This is a genomic window from Actinomadura rayongensis, assembly GCF_009831215.1.
GTDB lineage: Bacteria > Actinomycetota > Actinomycetes > Streptosporangiales > Streptosporangiaceae > Spirillospora > Spirillospora rayongensis.
This window is the reverse complement of the sequence record NZ_WUTW01000007.1, coordinates 53,212-76,249: the sequence shown is the minus strand read 5'-3', so window position 1 is coordinate 76,249 and position 23,038 is coordinate 53,212. Positions and strand designations below refer to the sequence as shown.

Annotated in this window: 4 protein-coding genes; all 4 read left to right on the top strand. The window is 75.3% G+C overall.

Translation table 11 applies throughout. The features are described 5' to 3' along the window. Positions 1–136: 136 nt before the first annotated feature. Genes GQ466_RS25385 through GQ466_RS25370 form a run of 4 tightly spaced genes read left to right on the top strand, consistent with a single transcriptional unit; the run spans position 137 to position 23,036 of the window. Entirely contained in the window at positions 137–11,116 is a 10,980-nt protein-coding gene (locus tag GQ466_RS25385) for a non-ribosomal peptide synthetase (protein WP_161105555.1), read from the top strand. After that, the gene (locus GQ466_RS25380) at positions 11,098–18,858 is read left to right on the top strand and encodes an amino acid adenylation domain-containing protein (protein WP_337193622.1); all 7,761 of its coding nucleotides are present in this window, start codon (positions 11,098–11,100) and stop codon (positions 18,856–18,858) included. The genes GQ466_RS25385 and GQ466_RS25380 overlap by 19 nt, the downstream gene beginning before the upstream one ends. Beyond that, entirely contained in the window at positions 18,858–22,775 is a 3,918-nt protein-coding gene (locus tag GQ466_RS25375) for an amino acid adenylation domain-containing protein (RefSeq protein ID WP_161105554.1), read from the top strand. The genes GQ466_RS25380 and GQ466_RS25375 overlap by 1 nt, the downstream gene beginning before the upstream one ends. Before the next feature lie 51 nt (positions 22,776–22,826). Continuing rightward, positions 22,827–23,036, top strand: coding sequence for an MbtH family protein (locus tag GQ466_RS25370; protein WP_161105553.1), 210 nt, complete (start codon positions 22,827–22,829; stop codon positions 23,034–23,036). Positions 23,037–23,038: the final 2 nt, after the last annotated feature.

Below are 23,038 nucleotides of genomic sequence, written 5' to 3'. Positions count from 1 at the left end.
GGAGGGAATCGGGGAAAGGGGACGAAAAGGTCCTGAGTGCTGTCGTCGCGTTTTCTGGATCGCTGCCCCGACGACCGTCTCCGGTCGCCTTCTCGGGCGTCCTGCACCACCCCTCCGACCGGGAAAGTACCCCGTGATGTCGTCCCTGGAGCACGTTCCTCTTTCGGCCGCTCAGCAGAGCGTGTGGTACGCGCAGCAGCTCAATCCCGAGGTGCCGATCTGCATCGCGCAGTACATCGAGATCGAAGGGCCGCTCGACGCCGCGCTGTTCGACGCTATCGGCCGGATGGCGGCCCGCGAGTTCCCCAGTCTGCAACTGCGGCTGGTCGAACGCGACGGCGTTCCTTACCAGGTTCTCCCGGACGATCCGCAGACACCGATTCTTCTCACGGATTTCTCCTCCGCGCCCGATCCGGAAGCGGCGGCGCGCGAGTGGATGCGCGCGGACATGGCGCGTCCGATGGACCTTTTCGGGGACCGGCTGCATCATCTCGCCGTCCTGCGCCTCGGCCCGGAACGCCATTTCTGGTACCTGCGCGCGCACCACATCACGGTGGACGGCTTCGGCGGCGCGCTCGTCAACTCCCGCATGGCGGAGCTGTACACGCTGCTGGCGGGCGGCGGCGCCTACGAGGCGGAGGAGCGGGGCGACTACCGGGCGCTGCTGGCCGAGGACGCCGCCTACCGCGCGTCCGAGAAGTTCGCCCGCGACCGCGCCTACTGGACGGAGCGGTTCGCGGACCTGCCCGAGATCACCGGCCTGTCGGACCGGACGGCCGCGCCGACGATGGACTTCGTCCGCAGCAGCACCACGCTCGGCCCGGACGACAGCGGGGCGCTCGCCGCCGCAGCGCGCCGCCTGCGCACCGCGACGCCGGGCCTCGCCATCGCCGCGACCGCCGCCTACATGGCGCGGATGACCGGGAACCCCGAGGTCGTCCTCGGCCTGGCGGTGACCGGCCGCACGACCGACCTCGCGCGCCGCACGCCGACGATGATGTCCAACATCGTCCCGCTGCGGGTGACCGTCGACCCGGACCTGACGGTGGACGAGCTGACCCGCGCCGTCTCCCGCGCGACCGCCCGCGCGCTGCGCCACCAGCGGTACCGGCTGGAGGACCTGCTGCGCGACCTGAAGCTGCTCGGCGAGCGCCGCCGCCTCTACGCCGCGACGATCAACATCATGCCGTTCGACTACACGGCGGACTTCGCGGGCGCGACCGGCCGCGCGCACCCGCTGGCGCTCGGGCTCACCGAGGACGTGGCGTTCAACGTCCACGACGGCCTGGACGGGCGCGGCACCCGCATCGACCTGGACGGCCACCCCGATCTCCACACGGCCGAGGAGATCGCCGCGCACCACGCCCGGCACGTCCGGTTCCTGCGGGCGATGGCCGCCGCCGACCCGGCGTCGCGCGTCGGGGACCTCGACCCGCTGGACGGCGCCGAGCGCGCGAACGTCCTGACGCGCTGGAACGCGACCGCGACAGAGCGGCCCGCGCGGACGGTCCTGGACGCGTTCGCCGCCCAGGTCGCCGCGACCCCGGATGCGCCCGCCGTCGCGACCGTCCCGGGCGACGCGGTCCTCGGCTACGGGGACCTGGACCGCCGCGCCAACCGCCTCGCGCACCGGCTGCTGGGGCTCGGCGCGGGCGCCGAGACGCCGGTCGCGGTGCTGCTGGAACGCTCGCCGGACGTCGTGACGACGTCGCTCGCGGTACTCAAGACGGGCGGTTATTACGTCCCGATCCACCACACGTTCCCGGCCGAGCGGGTGGCGTGGCTGCTGCGCGACACCGGCGTTCGGCTGCTCGTCTGCGACCGCGCGACGCTCGCCGAGCGGCCCTGGCTCGCCGACGCCCGCCACGCCGGCATCACGGTGCTCGTGCTGGACGACGACGCCTGGGCGACGGACGAGCCCGACCACGCGCCGGACGTCGCCGTCCGCCCGGACCAGCTCGCCTACGCGATCTTCACCTCCGGCTCGACCGGCACCCCGAAGGCGGTCGGCGCGCGGCACCGCGACGTCGTGGAGATCGCCACCGACGGGCGCCTCGCCGAGGGCCCCGGCGACCGGCACCTCCTGCTCGCCCCGCACGCGTTCGACGCGTCCACGCTGGAGATGTACGGGCCGCTGCTCGGCGGCGGCACCGTCGTCGTCCCGCCGGACGGCGCCCTGGACTCCGCCGGACTGGAACGCGTGATCGCGGCGGGCCGCGTCAGCCACCTGTTCATCACCACGGCGTTGTTCAACCTGGTCGCGGCCGAGCGCCCGGCCGCGTTCGCCCCGGCGCGCGTCGTGCAGACCGGCGGCGAGGCCGCGTCCGCCGCCGCGCTCGCCCGGGTGACCGCCGCCTGCCCGGACACGCGCGTATCGAACGTCTACGGTCCCACCGAGGCGACCACCTACGCGCTGGCGCAGCCGCTGGCGGGCTTGGACCTCGCCGCGCTGCGGACCGTCCCGATCGGTTCGCCGCTGGACGACACCCGCGCCTACGTCCTGGACGCGGCGCTGCGGCCCGTCCCGCCCGGTGTCACCGGCGAGCTGTACATCGCGGGCTCGGGCCTGGCGCGCGGCTACCTGAACCGGCCCGCGCTGACGTCGGCCGCGTTCGTCGCGTGCCCGTTCGGTACGCCCGGCGAGCGCATGTACCGCACCGGCGACCTCGTCCGCTGGTCGGTCGCGGTGCCGGGGTCGCTGGAGTACGTCGGCCGCGCCGACCAGCAGGTGAAGATCCGCGGGTTCCGGATCGAGCTGGGCGAGATCGAGGCGGCGCTCGTCCGGCAGCCGTCGGTGGCGCGGGCCGCCGTCGTGGCCCGCGAGGACGAGCCCGGCGTCAAGCGGCTCGTCGCCTACGTCGTCCCGGACGGCGAACCGGTCGATCCGGGCGAACTGCGCGCTGCGGTCGGCGCGACGCTGCCGGAGTACATGGTCCCGGCCGCCGTGGTCGCGCTGGACGCGCTGCCGCTCACCCCGAACGGCAAGCTCGACCAGCGCGCGCTGCCCGCCCCCGACTACGCGGCGGCGTCCGGCGCGTCCCGGCCCTACCGCGCGCCGCGCACGCCCGCCGAGACCGTCCTGTGCGGGCTCTACGCCGAGATCCTCGGGCTGGAGCGGGTCGGCCTGGACGACGGGTTCTTCGACCTCGGCGGCGACTCGATCATCGCGATGCGGCTGGTGTCGCGGGCGCGCCGCGCGGGCCTCGCGATCTCGCCGCGCGAGGTGTTCCAGCGGCCCACGGTGGACGAGCTGGCCGCCGTCGCCCGCCCGCTCGACGGCGCCGTCCCCGCCGCCCCGGACACCGGGCTCGGCGACGTCCCCGCGACCCCGATCCTGCGCTGGTTCCGCGACCTCGGCGGCCCGGCGGACGGGTTCGCGCAGAGCGTCCTGCTGCGCACCCCGGCCGGGCTCGGCGCCGAGCCGCTGGCGGGCGCGCTGCGCGCCGTCCTCGACCACCACGACGCGCTGCGGCTCATCGCGCGGCCCGACGGCACGCTGGAGGTCCCGCCGCCGGGCGCCGGGGACGCGTCCGTCCGCCGCGTCGACGTCGCCGGACAGGACGCGGAAACGCTCGCCGCGACGATCGCCGTCGAACGCGCCGCCGCCCGCGCCGCGCTGGACCCGGCCGCGGGCGACAACGTGCGGCTCGTGTGGTTCGACGCCGGGGACGCGCCCGGACGGCTCCTGCTCGTCGTCCACCACTTCGCCGTGGACGGCGTCTCCTGGCGGATCCTCGTGCCCGACCTCGTCACGGCGTGGGCGGCGCTCGCGGCCGGCGGCGCGCCCGCCCTCGACCCGGTCGGGACGTCGCTGCGCGCCTGGGCGCGGCGTCTGGCCGACGAGGCCCCCGCCCGCGCCGGCGAGCTGGACCTGTGGCGCGGCGTCCTCGCCGGGGACCCGGTCCCGCTCGGCGACCGCCCCCTCGACCCCGCCGTGGACACGCACGCCACCGCCGTCCGGTTCACCGCCGAGCTGGACGCCGAGACGACCGGCGCGCTGCTCACGGCCGTCCCCGCCGCGTTCCACGGCCGCGCCGCCGACGTGCTGCTCACCGGGTTCGCCCGCGCGGTCGCGGGCTGGCGGGAGGCGCGCGGGCGGTCCGGGCCCGTCCTGCTCGACGTGGAGGGCCACGGCCGCGAGGACGTCTTCCCCGGCCTGGACCTGTCCCGGACGGTCGGCTGGTTCACCAGCAAGTACCCCGTCCGGCTCGACCCGGGCGAGCTCGGCCCGGCGGAGTCGCTGAAGCGGGTCAAGGAGACGCTGCGCGCGATCCCCGACAACGGCCTCGGCTTCGGCCTGCTGCGCTACCTGAACGCGGACACCGAAGCGGAGTTGGCCGCGCTGCCCGCGCCGGAGATCGTCGTCAACTACCTGGGCCGCGTCGCGGACGCCGACGGCGACTGGAGCGTCGCGGGCGAGCCGGGCGCGCTCGGCGGCGCCGCCGACGACGCGCTGCCGCTCGGCCACGCGCTCGCCGTGGACGCCGTCGCGCAGGACGGGCCCGACGGCCCGCGCCTGGTCGCGACCTGGACGTTCGCGGGCGCGCTGCTCGCCGAGGCCGACGTCCGCGAACTCGCCGCGCGCTGGACCGCCGAGCTGCGCGCGCTGGCCGCCGTCGCGGGCGAGGGCGGGCACACGCCGTCGGACTTCCCGCTCGTCGCGCTGGACGCCGCCGCCGTCGCCGACCTGGAGCGGGCCCACCCCGCGCTCACCGACGTGTGGCCGCTCGCGCCGCTCCAGCAGGGCCTGTACTTCCACTCGCTGCTGGACGCCGCCGCGACCGACGTCTACACCGGCCAGCTCGTCCTGGACCTCGCGGGCGACCTGGACGCCGCCGCGCTGCGCGCCGCCGCGCACGCCCTGCCCGCCCGGCACGCGTCGCTGCGGACCGCGTTCACGCAGGCCGCCGACGGCGAGCCCGTCCAGGTCGTGCTGCGCGACGCGGCCGTGGACTGGCGCGAGGTCGCCTGCGACGAGGCGGCCCTCGCCGCGCTCATGGACGCCGAGCGCACCCGCCGCTTCGACCTCGCCCGGCCGCCGTTCCTGCGGTTCGTGCTGGCCGCGCTCGGGCCCGGGCGGTACCGGCTCGTCCTGACGTTCCACCACATCGTGCTGGACGGCTGGTCGATGCCGTCCCTCGCCGCCGAACTGCTCGCGCTCTACTCCGGCCAGGAGCCGCCGCGCGCCCCCGCCTACCGCGACCACCTCGGGTGGCTGGCCCGGCAGGACCCCGCCGAGGCGGGCGCGGCGTGGGCGCAAGCGCTGGACGGCCTGGAGCACGGCACGCTCGTCGCCCCGGCCGCCCCCGCGATCGCCCCGGGCCTGCCCGGCAAGGTGAAGACGCTGCTGCCCGCCGCGCTGTCGGACGGCCTCGCCGCGACCGCCCGCGCGCACGGCGTCACGGTCAACACGGTCGTCCAGGCCGCGTGGGGGCTGCTGCTCGGCCGCCTGCTCGGCCGCGACGACGTGGTGTTCGGCGCGACGGTGTCCGGCCGTCCGCCCGAGCTGCCCGGCGTGGAGCGGATGGTCGGGCTGTTCATCAACACGCTGCCGGTGCGGGTGCGGCTCCTGCCGGGGGAGACGGCCGGGGACTTCCTCGTGCGGCTCCAGGGCGAGCAGGCCGACCTGTTCCCGTACCACCACCACGGGCTCGGCGAGATCCAGCGCGCGGCCGGGACGGGCGCGCTGTTCGACACCATGACGGTGTTCGAGAACTACCCGCTGGACTCCTCGCTGCTGAACGCCGCGTTCGGCGGCGTCCGGCTCACCGGCGCGGACCTGCTCGACGCCACGCACTACCCGCTGACGCTGGACGCGGTGCCGGGGGAGCGGCTGCAACTGCGGCTCGGCTACCGCACCGACCTGTTCGACCGCGCGACCGCCGAGGCGCTCGTCGCGGAGCTGCTCGCGTTCGCGGCGGCGCTGGTCGAGGACCCGTCCCGTCCGGTCGCCGACCTCGCGCTGACCGACGCGGCTCTGGCCGCGCGGTTCGCCGCGCCCGAGCCGCCCGCGCGGACGGTCAAGAAGCTCGTCGCGTACGTCGTCGCCGCGCCCGGCGCGACGCTCGACCCCGAGGAGATCCGCGCGCACGCCCGCGCGCACCTGCCCGAGTCGATGGTTCCGGCGGCGGTCGTCGTGCTGCCGGAGATGCCGCTGACGCCGAACGGGAAGGTCGACACCAAGGCGCTGCCCCGGCCCGTCCTGACCGTCCCGCTGCGGCCCTACCGCGCGCCGCGCGACGAGCGGGAGGCGGCCATCGCGGCGGTGTTCGCCGACCTGCTCGGCGCGGACGGGGTCGGGATCGACGACGACTTCTTCGAGCTGGGCGGCGACTCGCTCGTCGCGATGCGGATTGTCGGCCGGATCCGGCGCGCGCTCGGCGTGGAGCTGCCGGTGCGGGCGCTGTTCGAGGCGCCGACCGTCGCGGGGCTCGCCGCGCTCGCGGGCACCGATCCGGCCCGGCCCGCGCTGACGGCCCGGGAGCGCCCGGCGTCGGTGCCGCTGTCGTACGCGCAGCAGCGGCTGTGGTTCCTGCACCGGTTCGAGGGGCCGTCCGCGACGTACAACGTGCCGGTCGCGCTGCGGGTGCGCGGGGCGCTGGACCTGGACGCGCTGCGCGCCGCGCTCGGGGACGTCGTCGCGCGGCACGAGGCGCTGCGCACGATCCTGCCCGACGACGGCGGGGTGCCGCGCCAGGTCGTCCTGGACGCGGCGGCGGCGCGCCCGGCGCTGCGGATCGCGGACGCGACCGAGCGCGACCTGCCGGTCAAGCTCGCGTCCGCCGCCGGGTACACGTTCGACATCTCGGGCGAACCGCCGTTGCGCGCGCACCTGTTCCGGTTGTCTGCGACCGAACATGTCGTGTTGTTGCTGCTGCACCACGTCGCGGGGGACGGCTGGTCGATGGCGCCGCTCGCCCGCGACCTCATCGGCGCCTACGTCGAGCGGGCCGCCGGACGCGCGCCGCAGTGGGATCCGCTGCCCGTCCAGTACGCGGACTACACGCTGTGGCAGCGGGAGCTGTTCGGTTCCGAGGACGACCCGGAGAGCCTGATCTCCCGGCAGATCGCCTACTGGCGGGACGCGCTCGCCGACCTGCCGGAGGAACTGCCGCTGCCCGCCGACCGGCCGCGTCCCGCCGAGGCGTCCCACCGGGGCGCGACCGCCCGGTTCACGCTCGGCGCCGACGCGCACCGCGCGCTGCTCGCCCTCGCCCGGGAGACCGGCGCGAGCCCGTTCATGGTCGCGCGGGCCGCGTACGCGGCGCTGCTGACGCGGCTCGGCGCGGGCACCGACGTCCCGGTCGGGTCGCCGGTCGCGGGCCGCACGGACGAGGCCCTGGACGACCTGGTCGGCAACTTCGTCAACATGCTGGTGTTCCGGACCGACACGTCCGGCGACCCGTCGTTCCGCGAGCTGATCGCGCGGGTGCGGGAGACCGACCTCGCCGCGTACGCGCACCAGGACGTCCCGTTCGAGCGGCTGGTCGAGGTCCTGAACCCGCCGCGCCACCTCGGCCGCCACCCGCTGTTCCAGGTCGGGCTGACGTTCCAGAACAACCCCGAGGCGCGTCTCGATCTGCCCGGGTTCACCGCCGAGCCCGAGCCGCTGCACGCGGGCGTCGCGCGGTTCGACCTGCTCATGGTGCTCACCGAGCGGCCGGACGGCGCCGGGATCGACGGCGAGCTGGAGTACGCCCTCGACCGCTACGACCCCGCGACGGCCGAGACGATCGTGCGGCGGTTCGAGCGGTACCTCGCCGGGCTGCTCGCCGACCCGTCCGCGCGGATCGGCGCCGTGGACGTCCTGGACCCGGCCGAGCGTGCCGCGATCCTCACCGACTGGGCCGGCGGGACGGCCGCGCCGGACGCGGCGACGACGATCCCCGCGCTGTTCGAGGCGCGGGCCGAGGCCCGTCCGGACGCCCCGGCGGTGACGTTCGAGGGCGTCACATTGACGTATGGCGAGGTGGAGGCCCGCGCGAACCGGCTTGCGCATCTGCTGGTGGGGCGCGGCGTCGGTCCTGAGCAGTTCGTGGCGCTGGCGTTGCCGCGTTCGGCGGATCTGGTTGTGGCGATCCTGGGCGTACTGAAGGCCGGGGCGGCGTACGTCCCGGTCGACCCGGACTATCCGGCCGAGCGCGTCGCCTCGATGCTGGCGGACGCGGCCCCGGCGCTCGCGGTCACCGCGCCCGGCGCGGACGCCGCGCTTCCGGCCGAGCTGCCGCGCGTCCTGCTCGACGCCGTCGGCGAGTTCCCGGCCACGAGGGTGACGGACGCGGACCGGACGGCGCCGCTGCGTCCGGACCACCCGGCGTACGTCATCTACACGTCCGGTTCCACCGGCCGTCCCAAGGGCGTGGTCGTCCCGCACCGGAACGTGGTGCGGCTGCTGTCGTCCACACGGGAGTGGTTCGACTTCGGCCCCGACGACGTCTGGACGCTGTTCCACTCCTACGCCTTCGACTTCACCGTCTGGGAGCTGTGGGGCTCGCTGCTCAACGGCGGTCGCCTCGTGGTCGTGCCGTACCTGACGTCGCGGTCGCCGGACGAGTTCCTGAAGCTGCTGGTCGCCGAGCGGGTGACGGTGCTGAACCAGACGCCGTCGGCGTTCTACCAGCTCATGGCGGCCGACCGGGAGAACCCCGGCTCGGACTTGGCGCTGCGGTACGTGGTGTTCGGCGGTGAAGCCCTCGAACTGGGCCGTCTCGCCGACTGGTACTCCCGGCACGCCGACGACACGCCGCGCCTGGTCAACATGTACGGCATCACCGAGACCACGGTCCACGTCTCGTACGTGGAACTGGACCAGTTCTCGGCGGAGACCGCGTCCGGCAGCGTGATCGGCATCGGGATCCCCGACCTACGGATCTACGTCCTGGACGACTACCTCCAGCCCGTTGCACCGGGCGTCGTGGGTGAGCTGTACGTCGCGGGCGCCGGGTTGGCGCGCGGGTATCTGAACCGTCCGGGGCTGTCGGCGGAGCGGTTCGTCGCTGACCCGTACGGCAAGCCGGGCACCCGCATGTACCGGACGGGCGACCTGGCGCGCTGGGACAGGACCGGGACGCTCGAATATCTCGGGCGTGCCGACCAGCAGGTCCAGCTGCGGGGCTTCCGGATCGAGCCGGGCGAGATCGAAGCCGTCCTGGCCCGGCACGAGAGCGTCACCGACGTCGCGGTGATCGTCCGCGACGAGCGCCTGGTCGCGTACGTCGTCCCGGCGGAGGGCGCCGCGCTCGACGCAGCCGCGCTGCGCGCGTTCGCCGGCCGCCACCTGCCCGTCCACATGGTCCCGGCGGGCGTGGTCGAACTGCCCGTCCTGCCGCTGACCGTGAACGGCAAGCTGGACCGCCGCGCCCTGCCCGACCTCACGGTCGAAGTGTCGGCGCGCACGCCGGGCACGCCCGAGGAGGAGATCCTGGCGGGCCTGTTCGCCGAGGTGCTGGGCCTGGAGCGGGTCGGCGTGGACGACGGGTTCTTCGATCTGGGCGGCGACTCGATCATCGCGATCCAGCTCGTCTCCCGCGCCCGGCAGTCGGGCCTGGTGATCTCGCCGCGCGACGTCTTCCAGCACCAGACCGTCGAGGCGCTGGCGGCCGTCGCGCGCCCGGCCGGCGCGGACGAGACGGTCGAGACCGAGCCGCCCGGCGCGGGCGAGGGACCCGTCCCCGTCACGCCGATCGTGGCGTGGCTGCGCGACCGCGTCGGCGGCGACGCCGCGCGCGTCGCCGCGTACACGCAGGCCACGATGCTTGTCACCCCGCCGGGCCTGGACCACGACGCGCTGGTGGACGCCGTGCGGGCCGTCCTGGACCGGCACGACGTGCTGCGCCTGCGCCTGGACGTCGAGGACGGCGCGTGGCGCCCGTTCGTCCGGCCCGCCGGGGACGTCCCGGCCGCGCCGCTCGTCACCCGCATCGACGCGCAGGGCCTGGACCCCGACAAGCGCGCCGCCGTGCTCGCCGAGCAGGCCGCCGCCGCCCGCGACCGCGTCGACCCGGTCGCCGGGACGACGCTGCAGGTCGTCTGGTTCGACGCGGGCGAGGAGCGCGGGCGGCTGCTCGTCGTCGCGCACCACCTCGTCGTGGACGGCGTGTCCTGGCGGATCCTGCTGCCCGACCTCGTCGCGGCGTGGACGGGCGCGGCGCTCGAACCCGTCCCGACGTCGTTCCGCCGCTGGGCGCAGAAGCTCACCGCGCTCGCGTCCGGCGCCGAGACGACCGGCGAACTCGACACCTGGCTGGACCTCGTGGACGGCCCGCCGCAACGCCTCGCCGACGGTGACCCGCGCACGGTCACAACAGACCGCGCCGCGTCGCTGACCGTCGACCTGCCCGCCGACGTGACCGGCCCGCTGCTCGCCGACGTGCCCGCCGCGTTCCACGGCCGCGTCAACGACGTCCTGCTCACCGGCCTCGCGCTCGCCGTCGCGCACTGGCGCCGCCGCCGGGGCGGACGCGGCACGGGCGTCCTGCTGGACCTGGAGGGCCACGGCCGCGAGGACGTCGTGCCCGGCGTCGACCTGTCCAGGACGGTCGGCTGGTTCACCTCCCTCTTCCCCGTCCGGCTCGACGCGGGCCCGGCCGACTGGGCCGACGTCACGGCGGGCGGTCCCGCCGTCGGGACGGCCGTGAAGCGGGTGAAGGAACAGCTCCGCGCGGTGCCGCGCAACGGGATCGGTTACGGCCTGCTGCGGTACCTCAACGAGGAGACCGCCGAGGAACTGGCCGACCTGCCGACGGCGCAGCTCGCGTTCAACTACCTCGGCCGCGTCGCGCCCGGCGCCGACGGCGCGGACTGGAGCCTCGCGCCCGAGGAACCGGCCGCCGGGGACGACCCGCGCATGCCGTTCGCGCACGCCCTCACGGTCAACGCGCTCGCCCGCGACCTGCCCGGCGGCCCCGAGCTGCGCGCCACCTGGACCTGGCCGGACGGCCTGCTCGCCGCCGCCGACGTCCGCGACCTCGCCGACGCGTGGTTCGCGGCGCTGCGCGGCCTCGCCGCCCATGCCCGGGCGGGCGCGGCGGGCGGGTTCACCCCGTCCGACCTGCTGGTCGACCTGGACCAGAGCGAGATCGACACCTTGCAGGACGCGTGGAGGAACCGAGAGTGAACCGGGGCGACCTGGAGGACATCCTGCCGCTGTCGCCGCTGCAGCAGGGCTTCTTCTTCCACGCTGTGCTCGACGCGGACGCGCCGGACGTCTACACGGCGCAGCTCGTCCTGGACCTCGCCGGGCCGCTGGACGCGGGCGCGCTGCGCACGGCCGCCGTGACGCTGCTGCGCCGGCACGCGAACCTGCGCGCCGCGTTCTGGCACGAGAACCTGTCCAAGCCCGTGCAGGTGATCCCGCGCGCGGTCGACCTGCCGTGGGACGAGGTGGACGCCGCCGACCGCGCCGAGGCCGACGCGGTGGTGGCGCGCGAGCGGGCCCGGCCGTTCCCGGTGACCGAGCCGCCGCTGCTGCGGTTCGTGCTCGTCCGGCTCGGCGCCGAGGAGCACCGGCTCGTCTTCACGCACCACCACATCCTGCTGGACGGCTGGTCCACGCCCGTCCTCGCCACCGAGCTGTTCGCGCTCTACCTCCAGGGCGGCCACGACACCGGGATGCCGCGCGTCACCCCGTACAAGAACTACCTGGCCTGGCTCGCCGGGCAGGACCGGGACGCGGCGCGGGCGGCGTGGCGGCGCGCGCTGGACGGCGTCGCCGAGCCGAGCCTCGTCGCGCCCGACGCGGCCGGGCTGCCGCCGGTGCCGCCGGAGCGGGCCGTGACCGCGCTGGACGAGCGGTTCGCCAGGAAGCTCACCCGCGTCGCCCGCCGCCACGGCGCGACTTTGTCCACGCTGTTGCAGGCCGCGTGGGGCGTCGTGCTCGGCCGGACGCTCGGCCGCGACGACGTGGTGTTCGGCGCGACGGTCTCGGGCCGTCCGCCGGAGCTGCCCGGCGTGGAGCAGATGATCGGGCTGTTCATCAACACGCTGCCGGTGCGCGTCCGGTTCCGTCCCGGGGACACGCTCGGCGACCTGCTCGAACGCCTCCAGGACGAGCAGACCGACCTGCTGCCGCACCACCACCTCGGGCTCACCGACATCCAGCGCGCGGCCGGGCACGGCGGCCCGCTGTTCGACACGATGACGGTCCTGGAGAACTATCCGTTCGACCCGGAGGCGATGGACGGGTCGTTGAACGGCGTTCGCATCACCGGGGCCGACGCCTACGACGCGACGCACTTCCCGCTGTCGTTCGTCGCCGCGCCCGGCCCGGAACTGCAACTGCGTCTGCACTATCGGCCCGACGTCTACGCGCGCGACACGGCCGAAGCGCTGCTCGCCCGCGTCCGGCGCGTTCTTGAGGCCGTCGCGGACGATCCCGGCACGCCGATCGGCGCGCTCGCCCTCGCCGGGCCGGACGACCTGGCCGCGCTCGCCGCCTGGAACGCCACCGGCACCGCGCAGCGTCCGGGGACGCTCGCCGACCTGTTCGCCGAGCGCGCCGCCGCGACGCCGGACGCGGTCGCGCTCATCGCGGGGGACACCGCGCTCACCTACGCCGAGCTGGACGCCCGCGCGTCCCGGCTCGCGGGGGAGCTGGCCGCGCGCGGCGCGGGGCCGGAGGACCGGGTCGCGGTCGTGCTGCCGCGCGTCCCGGAGATCGTCGTCGCGATCCTCGCCGCGCACAGGGCGGGCGCCGCGTACGTGCCGATCGACCCGGCGTATCCGGCCGACCGGATCGCGTACATGCTGGAGGACGCGCGTCCCGTCCTGACCGTGACGACCGGCGACCTCGTCCCGGACGCGCCCGGCCGCATCGCGCTGGACGACCTGCCCGCCGACGCACCGCCCCTGTCACCGAGCGGCGTCCGGCCGGGCAACACCGCGTACGTCATCTACACGTCGGGCTCGACCGGGCGTCCGAAGGGCGTCGCCGTGCCGCACGCGGCCGTCCTCGCGTACTACGAGGCGCACCGGACGGCGTTCTTCGACCCGGCCGTCGCGGCGGCGGGCGGTCGGCGCCTCCGCTTCGCCCATCTGGCGTCGTTCTCGTTCGACACGTCGTGGATGGGCCTGCTGTGGATGTTCCACGGCCACGAACTGCATCTGATCGACGACCGGACGCGCCGGGACGTCGAGGCGTTCGCCGAATACGTCGCCGAACACCGCGTCGACCTCATCAACACCACGCCGTCGCATCTGCAGTCGTTGCGCGAGTCCGGCCTGCTCGAACCCGACGGCCGCCACCTGCCCGGGCACCTGCTGCTCGGCGGCGAGGCGGTCGGGGCCGCGCTGTGGGACGAGCTGCGCGCCCTGCCCGGCGTGGAGGCCCGCAACTTCTACGGCCCGACCGAGGCGACCGTCGACGTCCTCGACCACCGGTTCGCCGCCGCCGAGCGCCCGGCGATCGGCGCGCCGCGCCGGGGCGTGCGCGCCTATGTGCTGGACGCGGCGCTGCAGCCCGTCCCGCCCGGCGTCCCCGGCGAGCTGTACCTGGCGGGCGGCCAGCTCGCGCGCGGCTACCACGGGCGGCCCGGCGCGACCGCCGAGCGGTTCGTCGCCGACCCGTTCGGCGCGCCCGGCGACCGCATGTACCGGACGGGCGACCTCGTCCGCTGGACCGGCGACCCCCGGATCGCCGAATACCTCGGCCGCGCCGACGATCAGGTGAAGATCCGCGGCTACCGGGTCGAACTGGGCGAGGTCGAGAGCGTGCTCGCCGCGCATCCGGACGTCGCGCAGGCCGCGGTCGTCGTCCGCGACGACCGGCTCGCCGCCTACGTCGCACCCGCCGGGCTGGACCCGGCCGCGCTGCGCCGCCACGCCGCAGCCCGCCTGCCCGAGTACATGGTGCCCGCGTCGGTGACCGTCCTGGACGCGCTGCCGCTCACCGTCAGCGGCAAGGTGGACCGCCGCGCGCTGCCCGCGCCGGACGCCGCCGAGACCGCCGGGCGCGGCCCGCGCACCCCGCAGGAGGAGATCCTGTGCGGGCTGTTCGCCGACGTGCTCGGCACCGCGCCGGTCGGCGCGAACGACTCGTTCTTCGACCTCGGCGGCGACTCGCTCACCGCGACCCGGCTGGTCAGCCGCGTCCGGTCGGCGTTCGGCGCGGAACTGCCGGTGCGGGCGCTGTTCGAGGCGCCGACCGTCGCGGGGCTGGCGGCCCGGCTCGCCGAGGCCGCAGGGACGGCCCGGCCGCCGCTCGTCCCGGCCGTCCGGCCCGACCCGGTGCCGCTGTCGTACGCGCAGCAGAGGTTGTGGTTCCTCAACCGGTTCGAGGGGCCGTCGGCGACGTTCGCGATGCCGGTCGCGCTGCGGCTGCGCGGCGCCCTGGACGCGGCGGCGCTGGACGCGGCGCTCGGCGATGTCGTGGCCCGGCACGAGCCGCTGCGGACGATCTTCCCGGACGCGTCGGGGACGCCGCGCCAGCTCGTCCTGGACGCCGCGACGGCCCGGCCGCCGCTGGTCGTGACCGAGACCGACGCGGCCCGGCTGCCCGCCGCGCTCGCCGCCGCCGTCGGGCAGGGCTTCGACCTGTCGGTGGAGCCGCCGCTGCGCGCCCGGCTGTTTCGGTTCTCTCCCAATGAACACGTGGTGCTGCTCGTGCTGCACCACATCGCGGGGGACGGCTGGTCGATGGCGCCGCTCGCGCGGGACCTGATCGTCGCCTACGCGGCCCGCGCGGACGGACGCGCGCCCGAGTGGACGCCGCTGCCCGTCCAGTACGCGGACTACACGTTGTGGCAGCGTGAGCTGTTCGGTTCCGAGGACGACCCGTCCAGCCTGATCGCCCGGCAGATCGCCTACTGGCAGGGCGCTTTGGCGGGCCTGCCGGAGGAACTGCCGCTGCCCGCCGACCGGCCGCGCCCCGCCCGCGCGTCCCACCGGGGCGGGACGATCCCGTTCACCCTCGACGCCGACGTGCACGCCGGGCTCCGCGCCCTCGCGCGCGAGAGCGGCGCGAGCCTGTTCATGGTCATGCAGGCCGCGTACGCCGCGCTGCTGACGCGGCTCGGCGCGGGCACGGACGTTCCGGTCGGGTCGCCGATCGCGGGCCGCACGGACGAGGCCCTGGACGATCTCGTCGGCATGTTCGTCAACATGCTCGTCCTGCGGACCGACACGTCCGGCGACCCGTCGTTCCGTGAGCTGATCGCCCGGGTGAAGGAGGCCGACCTCGCCGCCTACGCCCACCAGGACCTGCCGTTCGAGAAGCTGGTGGACGTCCTCAACCCGGCGCGTTCGATGGCCCGGCACCCGCTGTTCCAGGTCGCGCTGTCGTTCCAGAACAACCCCGAGGCGACGCTGGAGCTGGACGGCCTGACCGCCGCCCCCGAGCCGATGCCGCTCGGCACCGCCAAGTACGACCTGTCCCTCTACCTGGAGGAACGGCACGCCGACGGCGCGCCCGCCGGGATCGAGGCGCACCTGGAGTACGCGCTCGACCTGTTCGACGCGGCCACGGCGACGTCGATCGCCGAGCGGTTCGTCCGGTTCGTCGGGGAGCTGGTCGCCGCGCCGGACGCGCCCGTCGGGACCGCCGAGATCCTGGACCGCGCCGAGCGCCGCACGCTGCTGCGCCGCTGGCCCGCCGGCCCCGGCCTGCCCGCCGGGTTCGCGCCCCGGCTCGACGCGGACACGATCCCGGCCGCGTTCGCCGCCCGCGCGGCGGAGCGTCCGGACGCCCCGGCCGTGACGTTCGAGGGCGTCACGCTCACCTACGCCGAGGTCGAAGCCCGCGCCAACCGTCTCGCGCACCTGCTGGTGGGGCGCGGCGTCCGCCCGGAACAGTTCGTGGCGCTTGCGCTGCCGCGTTCGGCGGATCTGGTCGTGGCGATTCTGGGCGTGCTGAAGGCCGGGGCGGCGTACGTCCCGGTCGACCCGGACTACCCGGCCGAGCGCATCGCGTACATGCTGGACGACGCGCGTCCCGCCCTCGCGATCACCACGGCGGCGGGCGCGCTGCCCGACGGCGTCGAGCGCCTGAACCTGGACGAGAACCCCGAGAGCGGATACCCGGCCACCGCACCGGACGTCGCGCTGTCCCCGGACAATCCCGCGTACGTCATTTACACGTCCGGTTCCACCGGGCGTCCCAAGGGCGTGGTCGTCCCGCACCGGAACGTGGTGCGGCTGCTGCGCTCCACCGAGCCGTGGTTCGACTTCGGCCCGGACGATGTCTGGACGCTGTTCCACTCCTACGCGTTCGACTTCTCGGTGTGGGAGTTGTGGGGTCCGCTGCTGTACGGCGGCCGTCTGGTCGTGGTGCCGTATCTGACGTCGCGGTCGCCGGAGGACTTCCTGAAGCTGCTGGTCGCCGAGCGGGTGACGGTGCTGAACCAGACGCCGTCGGCGTTCTACCAGCTCATGGCCGCCGACCGGGAGAACCCCGGCCAGGATCTGGCGCTGCGGTACGTGGTGTTCGGCGGGGAAGCTCTCGAACTGGGCCGTCTGGCCGACTGGTACTCCCGGCACGCCGACGACGCCCCGCGCCTGGTCAACATGTACGGGATCACGGAGACGACCGTCCACGTCTCCCACCTCGCGCTGGACCAGGTGCACGCGGAGACCGCGCCCGGCAGCACGATCGGCGTCGGCATCCCCGACCTGCGGATCTACGTCCTGGACGACCGGCTCCAGCCCGTCCCGGCGGGTGTGGCCGGTGAGCTGTACGTGGCGGGCGCGGGCCTGGCGCGCGGGTATCTGAACCGCCCCGGGCTGTCGGCTGAACGGTTCGTCGCCGACCCGTACGGCAAGCCGGGCACCCGCATGTACCGGACGGGCGACCTCGCGCGCTGGAACACGTCCGGGAATCTCGAATACCTCGGCCGCGCCGACCAGCAGGTCCAGCTGCGCGGCTTCCGGATCGAGCCCGGAGAGATCGAAGCCGTCCTGGCCCGGCACGAGACCGTCACCGACGTCGCGGTGATCGTCCGCGACGAACGCCTCATCGCCTACGCCGTCCCCGCCGAGGGCGCCGCGATCGACTCCCGCGAGCTGCGCACCTTCGCGAACCGGACCTTGGCCGACCACATGGTCCCGGCCACGGTCGTGTCCCTGGACGCCCTGCCGCTCACCCCCAACGGCAAGCTCGACCGCCGCGCCCTGCCCGCCCCCGACTTCGCCGCCGCCGCGTCCTCCCGCGCGCCGAGCACGCCCGAGGAAGAGACGCTGGCGGGCCTGTTCGCCGAAGTCCTCGGCCTGGAGCGGGTCGGCGTGGACGACGGGTTCTTCGACCTGGGCGGCGACTCGATCATCGCGATCCAGCTCGTCTCCCGCGCCCGCCAGTCCGGCCTGGTCATCTCGCCGCGCGACGTCTTCCAGCACCAGACCGTCGAAGCCCTCGCCCGCACCGCGCGCCCGGCCGGCGAGACGGTCGAGACCGAACCGCCCGGCGCGGCCCTCGGCCCGGTCCCGCCGACGCCGATCCTGCGCTGGTTCACCGAACTCGACGGCCCCACCGCCGGCTACAGCCAGCGGATGCTGCTCCAGGTCCCGCCCGGCCTCGGCGAGACCCGGCTCGCCGAGGCGCTGCAGACGCTGCTCGACCACCACGACGTCCTGCGGATGCGCGCCGACGGCGGCCGGTTCGAGATCCCCGAGCCCGGTGCCGTGGCCGCCGCGAAGCTCGTCTGCCGCGTGGACGTCACCGGCCTGGACGGAGAAGCGCTCGCGACCGTCCTGCACGACGAGTCCCTGGCCGCCCGCCGCGCCCTCGACCCGGCGCGCGGGATCAACGCCCGCCTCGTCTGGTTCGACGCGGGACCGGCCGCGTCCGGCCGCCTGCTGCTCACCCTGCACCACCTCGTCGTGGACGGCGTGTCCTGGCGGATCCTGCTCCCCGACCTCGTCGCCGCGTGGGCGGGAAGCGAGCTGGAACCCGTCCCGACGTCGTTCCGCCGCTGGGCGCAGCGGCTCACCGCCGCCGCCACCGACCCGGCCCGCACCGCCGAACTGCCGCTGTGGGCCGAGATCGAGGCCGCGCCCGACCCGGACCTGGCCGCCCGCCCGCTCGACCCGGCCCGCGACACGTTCGCGACGGCCCGGCACCTGACCGTGGAGCTGCCCGCCGACGTCACCGGCCCGCTGCTCACCGACGTGCCCGCCGCGTTCCACGGTCGCGCCAACGACGTCCTGCTCACCGCGCTCGCGCTCGCCGTCGCCGCGTGGCGCCGCGACCGGGGGACCGGCGACGACACGCCGGTCCTGCTGGACCTGGAGGGCCACGGCCGCGAGGAGATCGTCCCCGGCGCGGACCTGTCGCGCACGGCGGGCTGGTTCACCTCGATCTTCCCCGTCCGCGTGGACGCCGGGACGGTCGCCTGGGACGAGGTCGTCGCGGGCGGCCCGGCCGTCGGCACCGCGCTGAAGCGGGTGAAGGAACAGCTCCGCGAGATCCCCGACAACGGCATCGGCCACGGCCTGCTGCGCCATCTCAACCCGGCGGGCGCCGGGCTCGGCGCGCGGACGCCGCAGCTCGCGTTCAACTACCTCGGCCGCGCGGCGGCGACCGGCGGCGACTGGAGCCCGGCCGCCGAGTCCGGCGCGCTCGCGGGCGGACAGGACGACGCGCTCGCCCTCGTCCACGCGATCGAGGTCAACGCCCACACCCGCGACCTGCCCGGCGGCCCCGAGCTGACCGCCACCTGGACCTACGCGGGCGCGCTGTTCGCCGAGGACGACGTGGCCGCGCTCGCCGACCGCTGGACCGGCGCGCTGCGCGGCCTCGTCGCGCACGTCGCGGGCGCGGCGGACGGCCCCGTCGGCGGCTTCACCCCGTCCGACCTCGCGCTGGTCGAGGTGGACCAGGACGAGATCGACGCGCTCGCCGCCGAACTGGACGACGAATGGGAGCTGGACTGATGCCCGAGCCGAAGAAGGAATCGCAGCTTGAGGACATCTGGCCGCTCTCCCCGCTCCAGCAGGGCCTGTTCTTCCACGCCCGCTACGACGACGGCGACTCCTACACCGCGCAGCTCGTCCTGGAACTGCGCGGCGACCTGGACGCGGCCCGGCTGCGCGCCGCCGCCGGGACCGTCCTCGCGCGGCACGCGAACCTGCGGGCCGGGTTCCGCCAGCGCAAGGACGGCACGCCCGTCCAGGTGATCCAGCGGCGGGTGCGCGTGCCGTGGGAGGAGATCGACCTGTCCGGCCGTCCGGACGCCGAGACGGAGGCCGAGGCCGTCGCCGACCGGGAGCGGGCGCGCGGCTTCGCCATGGCCAAGCCGCCGCTGCTGCGCTACACGCTCGTGAGGCTCGGCCCCGGACGGCACCGGATGATCTTCACGAACCACCACATCCTGCTGGACGGCTGGTCCACGCCCGTCCTCCAGACCGAGCTGTTCGCGCTCTACCTCACCGGCGGCGACGACACCGGGATGCCGCGCGTCGCCCCCTACAAGGACTACCTGGCCTGGCTCGCCCGCCAGGACCGCCCCGCCGCCGAGGACGCCTGGCGCGCCGCCCTCGCCGGGGTGGACGAGCCGACCCTCGTCGCGCCGGGCGCGCCCGAGCCGCCCGACGGCGCCGAGCCCGGCCGCGTCCGGCACCTGCTGGACCCGTCCGCCACCGCCGCGCTGACCGCCCGCGCCCGCGCGCACGGCGTCACGCTGAGCACGCTGCTGCAGCTCGCGTGGGGGACCGTCCTGTCGCGGCTCACCGGACGCACCGACGTCGTGTTCGGCGCGGCCGTGTCGGGCCGTCCCGGCGAGCTGCCCGGCGTCGAGCAGATGATCGGGCTGTTCATCAACACGCTGCCGATCCGCGTCCGCGTGGACCCGTCCGCGACCGTCGCCGACGCCCTCGCCCGGCTCCAGCGCGAGCAGGCCGACCTGCTCCCGCACCACCACCTCGGCCTCACCGACATCCAGCGGCTCACCGGCGCGGGCCGGCTGTTCGACACGATGACCGTCGTGGAGAACTACCCGTTCGACCCGGCCCTGGAGGACGGCGGCGCGGGCACCGACCTCGGCGGCCTCACGCTGCACGGCGTCGGCGGCTACGACGCGTCGCACTACCCGCTCGCGCTCGCGGCCGTCCCGGGCGAGCGGCTGTCGCTGCGCGTCGACCACCGCACCGACCTCTACGACACGGCCGCCGCCGAGCGGGTGATGCGGCGGCTGCTGCGCGTCCTGGACGCGATCGCGCACCGGCCCGACCTGCCGCTCGGCCGCATCGACGTCCTGGACGCCGAGGAGCGCGCTCTCCTGCTGGACGCCTGGCAGGGCCCCCGCACCGAGGTCGCCGAGCCCCGCACGATCACCGGCCGGTTCGGCGCGCTCGCCGCCGCGCGGCCGGACGCCGTCGCGGTGCGCGTCCACGGCGGAGCGACCCTGACCTACGCCGAGCTGGACGCGCGCGCCAACCGCCTCGCGCACCGGCTGATCGGGCTCGGCGTCCGCCGCGACGGACGGGTCGCGATGCTCGTGCAGCGCTCGGCCGACGTCATCGTCGCGACGCTGGCGATCCTCAAGGCGGGCGCCGCGTACGCGCCGATCCACGAGAGCTACCCCGACGACCGCGTCCAGTGGGCCGTGAACGAGGTGAACGCGCCCGTCATCATCGTGGACGCCGCCACCCGCGACCGGGTGAAGGACGTGTCCGCCCACGTGCTCGCCGTGGACGACGTCAACGGCTGCCCCGCCACCGACCCCGGGATCCCCGCCCACCCCGAGCAGCTCGCCTACGTCATGTTCACGTCCGGGTCGACCGGGCTGCCCAAGGGCGCGATGCTCAACCACGGCGACGTCGTGGACCTCGCGATGGACGCCTGGATGCGCACCGGCGCGCACGACCGCGTCCTCGTCCACTCCCCGCACGCCTTCGACGCCTCCACCTACGAGCTGTGGGCGCCGCTGCTCGCGGGCGGCACCGCCGTCGTCGCCCCGCCCGGACGGGTCGACACCGCGACGCTCGAACGCGTCATCGCCGCCGAGGACGTCACCGGCCTGTTCATCACGACCACGCTGTTCAACCTCGTCGCCGAGGAGCGGCCGACGGCCTTCGCGCGGCTGCGCGAGGTCCTGACCGGCGGCGAGGCGGGGTCGGTCGCCGCGATGCGCAAGGTCCTCGCGGCGTGCCCGGACACGGCAGTCGGGAACGTCTACGGACCCACCGAGGCCACCACCTACAGCACGATCGTCGCGATGCGCGACGCGCTCGCCGACCCCGCCGAGCAGGTGCCCGTCCTCGGGTTCCCGATCGACTCGGTGCGCGTGTACGTGCTGGACGCGGCGCTTCAACCCGTCCCGCCCGGCGTCACCGGCGAGGCGTACGTCGCGGGCGCGGGCCTCGGTCGGGGGTACCTGCACCGCCCGGGGTTCACCGCCGAGCGGTTCGTCGCCGACCCGTTCGGCGCGCCCGGCGACCGCATGTACCGCACCGGCGACCTGCTGCGCCGCCGTCCGGACGGCACGCTGGAGTACGTCGAGCGCGTCGACTTCCAGGTCAAGATCCGCGGGTACCGCATCGAGCCGGGCGAGGTCGAGGCGGCGCTCGCCGCGCACCCGGGCGTCGCGCACGCCGCCGCGCTCGTCCGGACGGACGGCGGCGTCAAGCGGCTCGTGGCCTACGTCGTCCCGGCCGGGGCCGCCGTCGATCCGGTGGAGCTGCGCGCCCACGTCGCCGCGCGGCTCCCCGAGTACATGGTGCCCGCCGCGTTCGTCGCCCTGCCGACGCTGCCCACCGGCCCCAACGGCAAGCTCGACCGCCGCGCGCTGCCCGCCCCCGAGTTCGGCGCCGCGGGCCGCGAGCCCCGCACCGAGCGCGAGGAGGCGCTGTGCCGCGCCGTCGCCGACGCGCTCGGCCTGGACCGGGTCGGCGCGGACGTCAGCTTCTTCGAGCTGGGCGGCGACAGCGTCACCGCGCTCAAGCTCGTCACCCGCGCCAAGCAAGCCGGGATCGAGCTGACGCCGCGCGACGTGTTCACCCACCAGACCGTCGAGGCGCTGGCCCGGCTGGACGAGCTGGACGACGCCGCGACGACCCTCGGCTTCGAGGTCATGCTGCCGATCCGGACGGAGGGCTCCCGGCCGCCGCTGTTCTTCGTCCACCCGGCGGGCGGCCTGGCCTGGGGCTACTTCCAGTTCCAGCGCCACCTCGGCCCCGACCAGCCCGTCTACGGCCTCCAGGCGCGGGCGTTCACGCGGGACGAGCTGCCCGAGTCCGTCGAGGAGATGGCCGCCGACTACATCGAGCAGATCCGGGCCGTCCAGCCGCACGGCCCCTACCACCTCGCCGGCTGGTCGCTCGGCGGGCTCGTCGCCTACGAGCTGGCGTTGCGGTTCCAGGCGCTGGGGGAGGACGTCGCGCTGCTCGCCATGATCGACTCCTTCCACGGCCTGGACCTGAACTCCGAGCGCCGCGAGGTGCTGCCCGAACTGCTCGGCGGCATCGGCATCGACGCGTCCATGACCGACGAGCACGGCGAACCGGACGTCCCGCGCATCATGGCCGCCCTCGCCGAACGCGGCGACGCCCTCGCCACCCTGGACGAGCGCAGCCTCCGCAACGTCTACCGCAACTACGCGGGCGGCATCCGGCACGCCGAGAAGTACGTCCCCGGCCGCTACCGGGGCGACGTGCTGTTCTTCACGGCCACGCGCGGACGCAGGGACGGCGACCTCACCGGCGCCGAGAACTGGGCGCCGCTCGTGGACGGCGACATCGAGGACTACCCGGTGGACGCCGAGCACCACGCCCTCATGGAACCCGGGCCCGTCCGCGAGATGGGCGCCGTCCTCGCCGCCAAACTGGACAAACTTCACTCGGCGCGGCCCTGACCGGCCGCTACGCTGACATCACCCGACCCCACCGGAAGAAGGAGCCCCCCGATGACGAACCCGTTCGAGGACCCCGAGGGCACGTACCTGGTGCTCGTCAACGACGAGGGCCAGCACTCGTTGTGGCCGTCGTTCGCCGAGGTCCCCGCCGGGTGGACGGTCGCCAAGTCCGAGGACTCCCGCGACGCGTGCCTGGCCTACGTCGAGGAGAACTGGACCGACATGCGCCCGAAAAGCCTCGCCGAGGCGATGGGTGCCTGAAC

What these genes read in the sequence shown, in the direction of transcription:
- GQ466_RS25385 (WP_161105555.1), top strand. Translation starts at nt 137, where the DNA reads ATGTCGTCCCTGGAGCACGTTCCTCTTTCGGCCGCTCAGCAGAGCGTG.
- GQ466_RS25375 (WP_161105554.1), top strand. Translation starts at nt 18,858, where the DNA reads ATGCCCGAGCCGAAGAAGGAATCGCAGCTTGAGGACATCTGGCCGCTC.
- GQ466_RS25370 (WP_161105553.1), top strand. Translation starts at nt 22,827, where the DNA reads ATGACGAACCCGTTCGAGGACCCCGAGGGCACGTACCTGGTGCTCGTC.